General features: G+C 45.9%; 12 protein-coding genes. 4 read left to right on the top strand and 8 right to left on the bottom strand.

The features are described 5' to 3' along the window. Positions 1-47: 47 nt before the first annotated feature. Together rpsT and IEU85_RS03180 are read left to right on the top strand one after the other, a co-directional pair. Positions 48-308 carry a 30S ribosomal protein S20 gene (gene rpsT, locus IEU85_RS03175; RefSeq protein WP_188354759.1) on the top strand — a complete coding sequence of 87 codons (261 nt, stop codon included), beginning with the start codon at positions 48-50 and terminating at the stop codon, positions 306-308. A 74-nt stretch (positions 309-382) separates the two neighbouring features. After that, positions 383-1,123, top strand: a complete 741-nt coding sequence (locus tag IEU85_RS03180; protein ID WP_188354760.1) for a trimeric intracellular cation channel family protein — start codon at positions 383-385, stop codon at positions 1,121-1,123. A 104-nt stretch (positions 1,124-1,227) separates the two neighbouring features. Here IEU85_RS03180 and gnd read toward each other — a convergent pair whose 3' ends face one another. The 3 genes from gnd to IEU85_RS03195 all read right to left on the bottom strand — a co-directional run bounded on the left by gnd (position 1,228) and on the right by IEU85_RS03195 (position 4,253). Beyond that, positions 1,228-2,103, bottom strand: coding sequence for a phosphogluconate dehydrogenase (NAD(+)-dependent, decarboxylating) (gene gnd, locus IEU85_RS03185; protein ID WP_188354761.1), 876 nt, complete (start codon positions 2,101-2,103; stop codon positions 1,228-1,230). A gap of 127 nt (positions 2,104-2,230) precedes the next feature. Beyond that, the gene (locus IEU85_RS03190; protein ID WP_188354762.1) at positions 2,231-3,574 is read right to left on the bottom strand and encodes a GntP family permease; all 1,344 of its coding nucleotides are present in this window, start codon (positions 3,572-3,574) and stop codon (positions 2,231-2,233) included. A 166-nt stretch (positions 3,575-3,740) separates the two neighbouring features. Then, the gene (locus IEU85_RS03195) at positions 3,741-4,253 is read right to left on the bottom strand and encodes a gluconokinase (protein WP_188354763.1); all 513 of its coding nucleotides are present in this window, start codon (positions 4,251-4,253) and stop codon (positions 3,741-3,743) included. A 283-nt stretch (positions 4,254-4,536) separates the two neighbouring features. Between IEU85_RS03195 and IEU85_RS03200 the strand changes: the two genes are divergently transcribed. Beyond that, positions 4,537-5,241 carry a FadR/GntR family transcriptional regulator gene (locus IEU85_RS03200; RefSeq protein WP_188354764.1) on the top strand — a complete coding sequence of 235 codons (705 nt, stop codon included), beginning with the start codon at positions 4,537-4,539 and terminating at the stop codon, positions 5,239-5,241. Between the two features lie 102 nt (positions 5,242-5,343). Here IEU85_RS03200 and IEU85_RS03205 read toward each other — a convergent pair whose 3' ends face one another. The 5 genes from IEU85_RS03205 to IEU85_RS03225 all read right to left on the bottom strand — a co-directional run bounded on the left by IEU85_RS03205 (position 5,344) and on the right by IEU85_RS03225 (position 10,532). Then, positions 5,344-6,471, bottom strand: coding sequence for a branched-chain amino acid aminotransferase (locus IEU85_RS03205; RefSeq protein WP_188355001.1), 1,128 nt, complete (start codon positions 6,469-6,471; stop codon positions 5,344-5,346). Positions 6,472-6,733: 262 nt separating this feature from the next. Continuing rightward, positions 6,734-7,330, bottom strand: coding sequence for a 50S ribosomal protein L25/general stress protein Ctc (locus IEU85_RS03210; RefSeq protein WP_188354765.1), 597 nt, complete (start codon positions 7,328-7,330; stop codon positions 6,734-6,736). 184 nt (positions 7,331-7,514) lie between these two features. Beyond that, positions 7,515-8,960, bottom strand: a complete 1,446-nt coding sequence (locus tag IEU85_RS03215) for an NAD(P)(+) transhydrogenase (Re/Si-specific) subunit beta (RefSeq protein WP_188354766.1) — start codon at positions 8,958-8,960, stop codon at positions 7,515-7,517. A gap of 42 nt (positions 8,961-9,002) precedes the next feature. Next, positions 9,003-9,320 (bottom strand): NAD(P) transhydrogenase subunit alpha part 2, encoded by a 318-nt coding sequence (locus tag IEU85_RS03220; protein WP_188354767.1) that lies wholly within the window; start codon positions 9,318-9,320, stop codon positions 9,003-9,005. 87 nt (positions 9,321-9,407) lie between these two features. Beyond that, on the bottom strand, positions 9,408-10,532 hold the full coding sequence (locus tag IEU85_RS03225) for an NAD(P) transhydrogenase subunit alpha (RefSeq protein ID WP_188354768.1): 1,125 nt from the start codon (positions 10,530-10,532) through the stop codon (positions 9,408-9,410). A gap of 269 nt (positions 10,533-10,801) precedes the next feature. Here IEU85_RS03225 and IEU85_RS03230 point away from each other — a divergent pair, with 269 nt between their 5' ends. Then, a complete protein-coding gene (locus tag IEU85_RS03230; RefSeq protein WP_188354769.1) occupies positions 10,802-12,874 on the top strand; it encodes an AMP-dependent synthetase/ligase in 2,073 nt (690 codons plus the stop codon). Positions 12,875-12,923: the final 49 nt, after the last annotated feature.

Genomic DNA, 12,923 nt, shown 5'->3' on the forward strand with positions numbered 1-12,923 from the left:
ACTATTCGTTTGTATGTCAGCATACTGTAAGACGTTTGGAGAATATAGTGGCAAACATTAAGTCGCAAAAGAAGCGCGTGCTCACCAACGAGAAAGCACACTTGCGCAACGTAGCTTATAAGAGCGAACTCAAGACTGCTATTCGCAAGGTACGCGAAGCAATTGCAGCTGGTGATAAGGAAGCAGCACAGGCTGCATACTTGGTTGCAGCACAGAAGCTCGATAAGGCAGCAGGTCGTGGCGTAATCCACAAGAACCAGGCTGCAAACCGCAAGTCCGGTATGGCTGTAGCAATTAACGCTTTGTAAATTCACTCGGGATATACAGTGAGTACACCGCATGGCTTAGGCTGTGCGGTTTTTTAATATAGAGGCAGGTTATCATGGAACTTACCCTTGAAAGCACCCCATTTTTGCTCACTATTGAACTAGCCGCTACCCTATGCTGCGGTATGGTCGGCGGCTTAAGCGCAGTCAAACGACAGTATGATATGTTCGTCATTATTATTACTGCTTGGCTTACAGCTTTGGGTGGCGGTGTTATTCGTGATGTCCTGCTTGGAGTACTGCCTCCTGTTAATATTGCAAATCGCATGTTTGTCTTGACTGGACTTGCCGCAGGCATACTTGTTGCCGTCTTACATCCAGAAGTTGATAAATTACATAAACCGATGCTAGTGCTTGATGCTCTTGCTCTCGGCTTATTTGCTGTTAATGGCACTGAAAAGGGATTGCTGTACGGTATGTCAGGTATGACTTCAGTAATTCTTGGTATGGCTACAGCCCTTGGCGGAGGACTGATCCGCGATATGCTGATTAACGAAGTTCCTATGGTTATTCGCGATAGACACTGGTATGCAGTGCCTTCTGCTATCGGCTGCGTGCTGACTGTGTTAGTAGCTCGAGGAGCGCAGCATCATTGGTATTCGCATAGTGTAGAAATGATTGGCGATCTGTGTATTGTAGCCCTTGTTGTTGCGTTACGCATTGCCTCGGTGAAGTTTAATTGGCTGGTACCAGGAGCTCTTAAACGCACTCGTGCGCACCTGCCTGAGCTTCCACACAAGCCGATGCGCACAAGTATTAAAAATTCAGATAAGCATATCCACACCAAGGCTAAGTAGCACTAGCATATAAGAGTACAAGGATTGCTATCTTGTGCCATTACGCTATCCGCATTTGCTACTGTATACACTGTATAAATTTGCTGCTGGTAGCTATCGTACAATTATGCCTTAGTTATATGTCCGCCAAACTGATTACGCAATGCTGAAACTACACGCAAAGTGTCAGATCCTGCACCACGAGAAACCTGACGAGCATAGAGTGCAGCAACTGTAGCAGGAACTGGTACACCAAGCTCTAATGCTGCTTCAACCATCCAGCGAGCTTCACCTGATTCGTCAGCTACAGCTGGCATATCATGCAGTGTCGGATCTTGCTGAGCAGCCAATGCGAAGAGGTCAAGCAACCAAGAAGCTACTACAGAGCCATCACGCCAAGAAGCCATTACTTCAGCTGGATTATCAATCAAATCAGAGTGAGTCATGGTGTCAAAGCCCTCACCCATGGCTTGCATCATGCCATATTCAATGCCATTATGCACCATCTTTGCGAAGTGCCCGCCGCCAACAGGACCAGCGTGTACCAAGCCGTTCTCGCCTTCTGGCTTCAATGCTTCTAAGTATGGGCGCACCCGCTCATAATCTTCTTGAGCACCACCAGCCATCAATGCATAACCACGTTCAGCTCCCCAGACACCACCTGAGACACCGACATCAACAAAATGAATACCCTTTTCAGACAGTTCTTGAGCATGACGCGCATCATCGAGGTACTTGGTATTGCCACCATCAATGACGAGATCGCCTTCGTCGAGCAATCCTTTAAGCTCAGTAATTGTGTCATCAGTTGGAGCTCCTGCAGGAACCATAACCCAAACCACACGTGGGGCTTGTAATTTCTCAACTAACTCAGCAAGACTTGCTACATCGCGCTTAGACTCTGGGCTACGGTCATATCCCACTACAGTGATGCCATGGTTACGCAAACGCGTTGCCATATTGCCACCCATACGACCGAGACCAATCATACCGATTTCCATGAGTTCTCCTTTACTCTGCGATTCCACTCGTGTGATTGTATTTGTGATTGTGATTAATGTGCATTTCCTCATCACAATGTAAATTAAATTTGTTCAATCCTCAAGTATTTGTGTGCTACTACACACGCTAGAATGCCAAGCTGAGCAACATTACTACTGCCAATCCAAAGACTGAAAGTACTGTTTCCATCATTGACCATGTTTTAATAGTCTGCCCCACTGATAGGTGGAAGTATTCTTTAATAAGCCAGAATCCCGCATCGTTGACATGAGAGAAGAATACCGATCCTGCGCCAATAGCAAGTACCAATAGAGAAACCATTGGTGAGCTTAAATCCATAGTCTGTACTAGTGGCGCCATAATTCCTGCGGCAGTTACTGTTGCAACTGTTGCAGAACCAGTTGCCAATCGGATTAACACTGCAACAAGCCATCCTGCAAATAAAGGTGAGATTGCAGACTCAGTAATACCATGAGCAATAACATCAGCAATACCAGAATCTACCAGCGTTTGCTTAAAACCTCCACCTGCACCAACAATCAGCAAAATACTAGCAATTGGGGCAAGCGAACCGCCAACAATCTTATTCAATTCATCACGTTTAACGCCGCGAGCAGTACCTAGAAGCAGCATGGCAACAACAGTGGTAATGAATAATGCAGTAAGCGGCGAGCCAACAAATACCAAGAAACGACCGATAACACTACCAGCAGCACCTGCGATATCGATAATGGATGACATCATCATCAGTATTACTGGCAGCAAAATAATAAACAAAGACACTGCGAAACTTGGTTTATTATCATTGTCGGTTTGTTGTTGTTCATTTTCGGTTTCTTCTGGAGCTAATACTGGCACCCAACGTGCAGCCAGTTTGGCAAACAAAGGACCGGCAACAATTACTGTTGGCACAGCTACCAGTAAGCCGAGCCCAAGAGTTAAACCAAGATTGGCATGAACTGAGCTAATTGCTGCAAGAGGGCCTGGATGTGGCGGTACAAAAGCATGCAGCGTAGAAAGTCCAGCAAGTGCTGGAATAGCAATAATCATCAATGGCTGGTGCAAGCGACGTGCAGTATAGATCACCACTGGAATTAAGATCACTACACCAACTTCAAAAAAGAGTGGAATACCGACGCAGAATGCAATTAAGGCCATAGCCCATGGCAACGATCGTGATGTTGTTTTTGCAATAATAGTATCTACGATGCGGTCTGCACCACCAGAAGCAACCAGTAAGGTGCCGATCATAGAGCCAAGCACGATAAGTAAACCAACATTCGCTACTGTCGCACCTAGACCAGTAGTAAAGCTATCCCACGATTTGTCGTATGCTACGCCAGCAAAAATTGCCATACCAGCGCTACCGACCATTAGTGAGAGCAGCGGATGTAATTTAACTTGTGTGATAAGCAGAACAATAATAACGATACCTGCAATTGCAGCAAGTACTAAGTGTAATAACTCCATTGTTATGCACTACCTTTCCTATAGGTTGGGTACTGTTGTGTATTGTGGATATATCTACGTGCCTCTACATGCGTCTACATGTATTGCTATAAATTCCTATGTATTGGTAGATACGTGTATATCTATGCTGTATTGCTACATGAGTAATTAACTATGATCTCATGCATCAGGCTTGGCGCTGATATGCTTCAACTGCAGCAATAGCTTGGTTAACCACATCTTCTACCGGTTGATTCACATTGATAACAACGCCGCGTTCATCAGCTTCAAGTGGTTGTAAATCAGCGTATTGGCTTTTGAGCAGAGACACTGGCATAAAGTGATTTTGGCGAGCTTTCATATGTTCATATACTGTATCAAATGCACCATCTAGATGTACAAAAAACACATCAACACCTTCGCCAAGCACCTCTCGATAGCTGCGCTTGAGTGCTGAGCTGGACACTACAGAATTGTGATTGATAGCTTCTTTTGCAATCATCCACGTATTAATAACGCGCAACCATGGCCAGCGATCTTCGTCAGTTAGCGCAATGCCAGCAGACATTTTGTCGATGTTTTGCTGCGGATGAAAGTCATCACCCTCAGCCATATCAAATCCGAGCCTGTCTCTAATAGCTTGTGCAACTGTTGATTTTCCAGAACCGGCAACTCCCATTACTACTACATGAATACTCATATAACTCTCCTTGCATCATCGCAATGCTGGTTCAATATAAGAAGTTCAAGCGCTATCGAACTGTTGCCACAATCATAAATTAGAAAGTACTACTTGTCAATTTTAAGTACTACTTTTGTGAGATAGATAATATTTTATAATCTTATCTGATGCCAGTACGAGAAACCGCATAAGCAGGGAAACCACACACCATTGTGTTTACATATCCACAGTACAAGACTATTATTTTCTCATTGCATAGCATAGCTTTAAGACGTACTACTACTGATTACACAGGATGACCATGAATACCACACAGCCCATGCAACCTACTACCCTGCAATACGATGCCTGCAAAACACTGGCACTCGATATTCTTGAAGGACGCTGGACACCTGGTAATGCAATTACACTTGACGATATTCAAACTCGATTCGATACCAGTCGTACGGTAGCAAGAGAAGTGGCAAAAAATCTTGAGAGCTTGAAAGTTGTTGAAATTCGCAAACGTGTTGGTCTCATCGCACAGGTTCCTTCCACATGGAATGCACTTGATTCCACAGTTATTCATTGGAAACTACAATCCTCGCATCGCATTGAAGAATTAATGCAACTTACACAGTTGCGTCTTGCTATTGAACCAGAGGCAGCAGCAGCTACAGCACAACATGCTTCTTTAGAATTACGAACCCAATTCATTGCGTGGGCAGCACAATTACGACTCTACGGATTAGACAATCAGCTTGAACAGTTCCATGAAATTGATCAAAAGTTTCACTCAACAATTTTGCAAGCAAGCCACAATGATCTCTTTGCAACACTGAGTGAAACTATTGATATTGTACTTGCTGGTCGTGTTGAAATTGGACTGTATCCTCCACAACCAAAAGTATCAGCAATAGAAAATCACGAAGCTGTTGCCAATGCTATTGCGGAACAAAATCCAGAGCAAGCTCGTATAGCGATGCGGCGTATCGTTGATGAAGTAAGCGAAACACTGTACGCATAATGTACTGCGCATACCAAGCGCGGTGTAATACATACACAAAAGCGTGGCACACTTTAAGGCATACCACGCTCAACGCACTAGTTATACATAGTCTGTAAGGACTTACATAACCTTCCACATCCAGTTATGCGTATCTTCAACTTCACCAAGTTGGATACCAAGCAAAGTATTACGCAAATCCATAGTCAACTCGCCAGGCTGACCATCAGCTACCTGAACATCAAACTTTTCGGACTTGAAGCGACCAATTGGAGCAATAATTGCAGCAGTACCACAAGCAAATACTTCAGTAACTTCACCAGAGCGAATATCCTCAAGCAAATCATCCAAAGCAATCATAGTTTCTACTACATCATGACCCTTGTCACGAGCAAGCTGAATCAAAGAACGACGGGTAACGCCTGGAAGAATATTACCAGTGAGGCTTGGTGTTTCAATATGACCATCCTTGTGAACAATCATGACGTTCATACCACCAAGCTCTTCCAAGTACGTCTTTGTTGCTGCATCAACAAAGCACACCTGTTCACAACCATGGTCAATACCCTTATACTCACCAAGCAACGATGCTGCGTAATTACCACCGCACTTAGCGAAACCAGTACCGCCAGGACCAGTGCGGAACCACTTATCCTCAACCCAGATACTCACTGGCTTGCTACCGCCCTTAAAGTATGGACCAGATGGGCTAGCAATAACGCAATACTCCACCTCATGCGGCGCTCGAACGCCAAGGAATGGCTCAGATGCGAACATAAATGGACGCAAATACAATGTGTACTCACGACGACTTGGTACCCAATTATGATCACTGCGAACCATAGCGGCAACTGAGCCTAAGAAATCATCAGTGCTCAATTCTGGCAAATACAAGCGCTTTGCTGAATTTTGGAAGCGCTCTGCATTAGCATCTGGACGGAAAAGCCAGATGGAATTATCCGCATGACGATATGCCTTCAGCCCTTCAAACACCTCTTGAGCATAGTGCAAAACAGAAGCGCCCGGATCCATTTTCAGCGGAGCATATGGCTCAATGCGGCGGTCAGACCAACCTTCACCCTTAGTCCATGTCATATGCACCATATTGTCAGAGAAAATCTGACCAAATGCTGGCTTATCAATCAGTTCCTGCCTTTTGGCATCACTTGCAGGATTGGGATTATCTAAAACTGTGAATCGCTCAGTCAGCGCTTGCAACGCTGCTGGATCATGATGCGTGGTCTGTGTCATAACAACTTCTTCATTCATTTGCTCAATGCTTACTTGGCGTAAGCTCATGGCTACGTCACCAGTAACTGTGTCACAATTGAGCGATACTACGCTGGAACTTTTCACATTGCGAACATGAGTACTGGGTTGAGGGTATATAACAAAGCCGACCACCACAGTGATCGGCTTATACTACACAGCATACTGATAACTGCTATTCACCTATACAATTGACGCAATATGTATAAAGAGCAGTACACGCATGCTGATACATGGGTTCATATTATTCAGCTGCAGGAGCTTCTGCTGCAGCTTCAGCAGCTGGAGCTTCATCGGAAGAATCTGCTGGAACAGTTACAGAAACTACAGACTCTTCCAAATCATCGTGAACCAGCTCTACACCTTCAGGAAGTACAACGTCCTTTGCCAGAACCTTGTCGCCATCCATCAAGCCATCAACATTCACTACAATGCGCTCTGGCAAGTTAGCAACATCTGCCATAACCTTCAATACCTGAACGTCAACGAATGCCACAGCAGCACCCTTTGGCTCGCCTTCAGCGAAGACTGGTACTTCAACCTCAATCTTCTCGCCTGCGCGCACTTCATAGAAATCAACGTGTTCAATGGTCTGCTTTACAGGATTGCGCTGAACATCCTTAACCACTGCGAGCTTGGAGCCCTCACCGAACTTCAACTCGAATAATGCGTTGGTACGACGCATAGCATTAGTGGTTTCGCGAGCTGGGAACTGCAAGAATACTGGTTCTTCACCGCCAGCATATACAGTTGCAGGAATCTGCTGAGCTACGCGCATACGGCGAGCTGCACCCTTACCAAACTCAGTGCGGACTGCACCTTCCAAAGTAATATCTGCCATGTTGTCTCCTTTCTCAGTTTGACGCATCGACGCGCTTACTGCACAAGCAGACAACGCCCAGTCGATAACGGAATACCCGAGTATTCCCTCGCCAAAGCAACAGCACTTAATACTAATGGCTCCTGTGTACAAAACACAGAAGCCACTTATATATACAGTTAAAACACTGTAATTACTCGTTACATTATGCCAAAAGCTCTTTCACAGCAGCAATAACGGCCTGCAGACCATCTTTAGCATCGCCAAAGAGCATTTGTGTATTATCTTGGAAATACAACTCATTTTCGATGCCCGCATAGCCTTTACCACGACCACGCTTCATGACTACCACATGTTGTGCCTTATCAACATCCAAAATTGGCATACCAGAAACAGCTGTTCCCGGACGGCGAGCTGCAGGGTTAGTCACATCATTGGCACCCACTACCAAGGCAACACTGGTTTGTGGGAATTGGCTATTGATATCGTCCAAATCAACCAGTTGTTCATATGGCACATTTGCTTCTGCAAGGAGCACATTCATATGGCCTGGCATACGTCCAGCCACTGGGTGAATAGCATACGAAACTTCGACCCCATGCTCTTGTAACATCATACCAAGATCAGCAAGCTCGCGCTGAGCCTGGGCCTGAGCCAAACCAAATCCAGGAACGAATACCACTTTTTGAGCGTATACCAGCTGCACAGCTACATCATCCGGAGTGGTTTCCTTCATCGTGCCACTCACTCCTGCATCATCAGCACCAGCAGCATCAGAACCAAAACCACCAGCCAAAACGCTCAGCAGTGGACGGTTCATAGCCTTCGACATCGCAATAGAAAGCGTCACACCAGCAGAACCTACCAAAGCACCAGCAACAATCAGTGCAATATTCATAATGGCTAAACCACTCATAGCCACAGCAGTACCAGTGCAAGCGTTGAGCACAGAAATCACTACTGGCATATCAGCGCCACCAATTGGAATAACAAATACCAAGCCATAGCACAGTGCGAATACGCATGTGAGCAAACTCCATAGCACACGCTGTTCTGGATTGACACACAGCATTACCAAGCTGGCAAACATGAGCAATGCAAAACCAATATTGAATACATTCTTCGCTGGAATACGCAAATTACGCATCCAACGCAAGCCTTGCAACTTCCCTGCGGCAACCAAAGATCCAGAGAAGGTAACGGAGCCAATAAGCATACCAAGACCCGCGGTAATAAGCACGACGATAGTAAGCGCATCGACTTGAGAATTGAGCACATCATTTAATGCCACTAATGCAGCAGCGCCACCACCCACAGTGTTAAAAATAGACACCAACTGTGGCATATCAGTCATCTTGACGCGCTTTGCTGAAATAACGCCTGCGAGCGCACCAAGCACAATACCAGCAACCAGCAAACCAACTGCAGGAGCATGCGCGAATCCCTGTTCGCTTTCTTTAATCACCAATACAAGTGCAGCCATAGCACATGCCAGTACCATGCCGCCCGCGGAGAGCAAATTGCCCTTACGCGCCGTCTTTGGTGAATTCATAAAATGCAGGCCAATAACAAAAATCACTGAGGCTAGCAGATACACCAACCATTCAATTACACCAAGTGGTGTAGCAAGCATTGATTGTAGACTTTCCATAATATCCCTAAGTTCATGTAAGTAACACTACGATGTGTGTAATTATTTGTTTTGCGTATCGCTATCTGATTGCTTTGGCTTAGTGGACTTGAACATTTCCAGCATGCGATCAGTTACCACATAGCCACCAACTACATTCATCGTGCCAAGCAATGCTGCGAAAAATACGAAAACCCAAGATAGTGGCGTATCAGCATGAGCAGCCACAATAATTACACCGACAATAACAATGCCGTGAATCGAATTGGCGCCAGACATCAAAGGCGTGTGCAGTGTAGCTGGAACTTTACCAATCACTTCTACACCAATGAGCAAAGCTAAAATAAAGAGTGTAATTGCTACAACAATATCAAGTACCATGTTGTCCCTTACTTATTGTTATTTGCGAAAGTATAGTAGTACGTTTGCGTAATGTAAGCTCTTATTACTTACTTGAGCTTAGCGCGCTTAGTTTGATTGCTCAGTAACAACGAGTGCTTGATCAATCTCATCATCAGCATCAATGCTCAATTTACCGTCGCGAACCATATGTGCACATACATCTGCAAGATTGCGAGCAAGCAGTGCCGATGCGGTAGTCGCTACTTCACTAGCCAAATATGGGGCACCAATAAGCGTTACCCCTTGCGGCGTGATAGTAGTGCCAATACTGGAGCCTTCAACGTTTCCACCAAACTCACTTGCAGCACAATCGACAATAACGCTTCCGCGCTTCATTGCTTGTACACCAGCAGCAGTCAGTAGGACTGGAGGCTTGCGCCCAGGAACTTGCGCTGTAGTAATCACGATGTCAAATTGTGCAGCTTGGCGGTCTACTGCAGCTTGTTGTGCTTGGCGTTCTTCCTCGCTTAGAGCGCGAGCGTATCCACCTTCGCCTTGTCCTTGGGACAAATCAATGCCTAATTCTAGGAAGTCAGCACCAAGAGATTTGACTTCTTCGCGCGCTGCTGGACGAACATCGTATGCGCTTACTCGTGCGCCGAGGCGCTTCGCTGTACCAATGGCTTGCAAACCTGCGATACCTGCACCTAATACCAATACCTTTGCAGGTCGAATAGTGCCTGCAGCGGTAGTCATCATAGGTAAGAATGAGCCATATGCTTGTGCAGCTACCAGTACTGCCTGATAACCCATTACCGAGTTTTGGGAAGTCATTTCATCCATAGACTGTGCAGCACTTAATTGACGTGGCAAGCGTTCCATAGCAATGCCGACTAGTGCACGCTTATTGAGTTCTTGGATGTACGCATCATCGGTAAACGACTGCAACATACCTATTACCCATGTGCCTTCGCGCACTTGATCGAGGTCGGCTAATGGCAGTCTGGATACGGTAGCAATGCAATCACTGCGTGTCAGCACTGTCGCTTTATCCGCAACTTCAGCTCCTGCAGCACGATAATCGTCATCAGTATAATGTGCTGCAAGTCCGGCTCCTGCCTCAATAATGCATTGGACTGCTGATTTACGTAACCGTGTCACAATATCTGGCGTTATAGCAACACGATGTTCAAACTCGGTTGTTTCATTGATAACGCCGTAGGTCACAGTGGCATTTGGTTGTTCAGCCATGGTTTAGCGTCCTTACTATTACCTTTATTACCTTTGCTTCCAGCAAACACCCACATGGTATTTACTGTACTGTTCAACTTTTTCAACTTCGCATATATGTCTTATGAACACACCATGTAAGTTGTATCACATACTCTTGCAGCATATTGCATGTCGCCCATATGATGGTCTGTTTGGCATAGATGCACTTCTATCCTTATGGGATACCCACCAACTACACTAGCATTAGTGGTACGAAATGCGTGCCAGATAAACCGCAAGGAGCATCAGTGTCAGTCGTCTCTTCAATGAAGGAACAAGCCAAGAGCCTTACTCGCAAAGCGTTGAGAATAGGTAGCGACTTCGTCCACCCTGGTAGCGCTGATTCCAGTGAGCATACACCTGATGTATATAGCAACCAAGGTCCAATGGCTCAGGTTGTGGGTATCGACCATGAGATTACACTGCCCTACACCACGCAGTGGGGTCCAGATCGTGATACTACTGTTGCGTTTGATCCGGCAACAGGACTACTCACGGCTTCTACGCAATCTATTGCACCGATTGATGATGATTTCACTATTTATCGCCTGTATGAGCAGCGTGCTGAGCGAGCGCCTCAAGATCCGCTCTACACATTCAAGCAGGACAATACTTGGGTGACGCTTAATGCTCAAGAAGTGCTTGCTGATATTCGTTTAACAGCCAAAGGTCTGCTTCACTTAGGTCTAGCAAAAGGTGATGGTGTGGCTTTTATGTGCCGTACTCGCTACGAATGGAATGTTATTGATGCGGCAGTTACGGGCTTAGGTGGTGTGCTTGCCACAATTTACGATACTGATTCTGCTGAGCAGATTCGCAATATTGTCAATAACTCTGATGCCAAACTGCTAATTGTTGAAACGCTGGATATGCGCGATAAGGCTGAAGAAGCTACAGCTTCAGGTAAATGCCCTACTTTAAACCAGACACTGTGCTTGGCAACCGGTGCTTTGGCAGAGATTCAAGCGTATGGCGCTAGCGTCTCTGACACTGAACTTGACGCAGCTTTTGACGCAGTCCATGCTGACGACTTGTGCTCTATTGTGTACACGTCTGGCTCTACAGCAGCGCCAAAAGGCGTGGAAATGACACATCGCCAGTATTGCACTACGGCGCTGAATTTACCGGGATACATGCCTGATTTGTTGCAGCAAGATATGGGCAAAGAATCCGTGCTCCTCTTCCTGCCTCAAGCACACTCATTTGCGCGTGCTATTAACTATATTGTTGTTGCCAGTAATTTACGCGTGTATATTGCAACTGGTATTAAAACGCTGCTTGCTGATCTGCAGGTAGCTAAGCCAACCGTAATGATTGTGGTGCCACGTGTACTAGAAAAAGTCTATAACGCTGCTTCGCAAAAAGCAGGGCATGGCGCTAAGGGCATGGTCTTTGCTTCTGCTGTATTGACTGCACAGCAGTATATGCAAGAAATTGGTGAGTATGGCAAAGCTAAGGCACTCACGAAGTCTCGTCGCTTAGCATTTGACCCTCTGGTCTATGCGTCATTACGCCAAGCATTAGGCGGCCGCGCACGCTGGATTGTTGCTGGTGGTGCTCCACTTGACCCAGAGCTTCTCGCCTTCTTCCGTGGCGCAGGAGTACCAGTCTATGAGGGGTATGGTTTAACAGAAACCACTGCTCCGTGCGCGTTTAATCCGCTTGGTGTGCCATTCCATTCTGGATCCGTCGGTATCCCATTCCCTGGATTCTCCTTACGCATTAGCGAAGATGGTGAAATTCAGGTCAAAGGTCCTGGCGTATTCCACGGCTACCATAAAAATGATCAGGCGACAAGCGAATCATTTACTTCAGACGGCTGGTATGCTACTGGCGATTTAGGTACGCTTACTCGCGATGGTTTCTTAAGTATTACCGGACGTAAGAAAGATTTGATTATTACTGCCGGCGGTAAGAATGTTGCCCCTGGACCAATTGAAGAAGTTATTCAGCGCTGTGAGATTGTTTCTCAAGCATTGGTTTTGGGTGATAAGCGTCCGTTTATTTCCGCGTTAATTACCCTTGATGAGGAATCATTGCGCTTGTGGCTGGAAGCTAAGGGTCTCGATAGTACGATGTCTTTGGAGGATGCGGCACATAATGCTGCTGTGCGTGCCGAAGTACAAGACTATATTGACCAAGCTAACGAAGGTGTTTCTCGTGCAGAATCTGTACGAAAGTTCATTATTCTTCCTCAGGAATTTAGCCAAGAAAATGGTCTTATGACCGCCTCGATGAAGATTATCCGCCCTAAAGTTATTCAGCGATATGCAACATTGTTGAATACGCAGATGTACACGTCAAGGAAATTACAAGAGTAGGTAATGCAGTTAGCACCTGCTCGGCGCTACTACAAATTGATACGAGTTA

It is taken from the genome of Galliscardovia ingluviei (assembly GCF_014635685.1).
GTDB classification, from domain to species: Bacteria; Actinomycetota; Actinomycetes; order Actinomycetales; family Bifidobacteriaceae; genus Galliscardovia; species Galliscardovia ingluviei.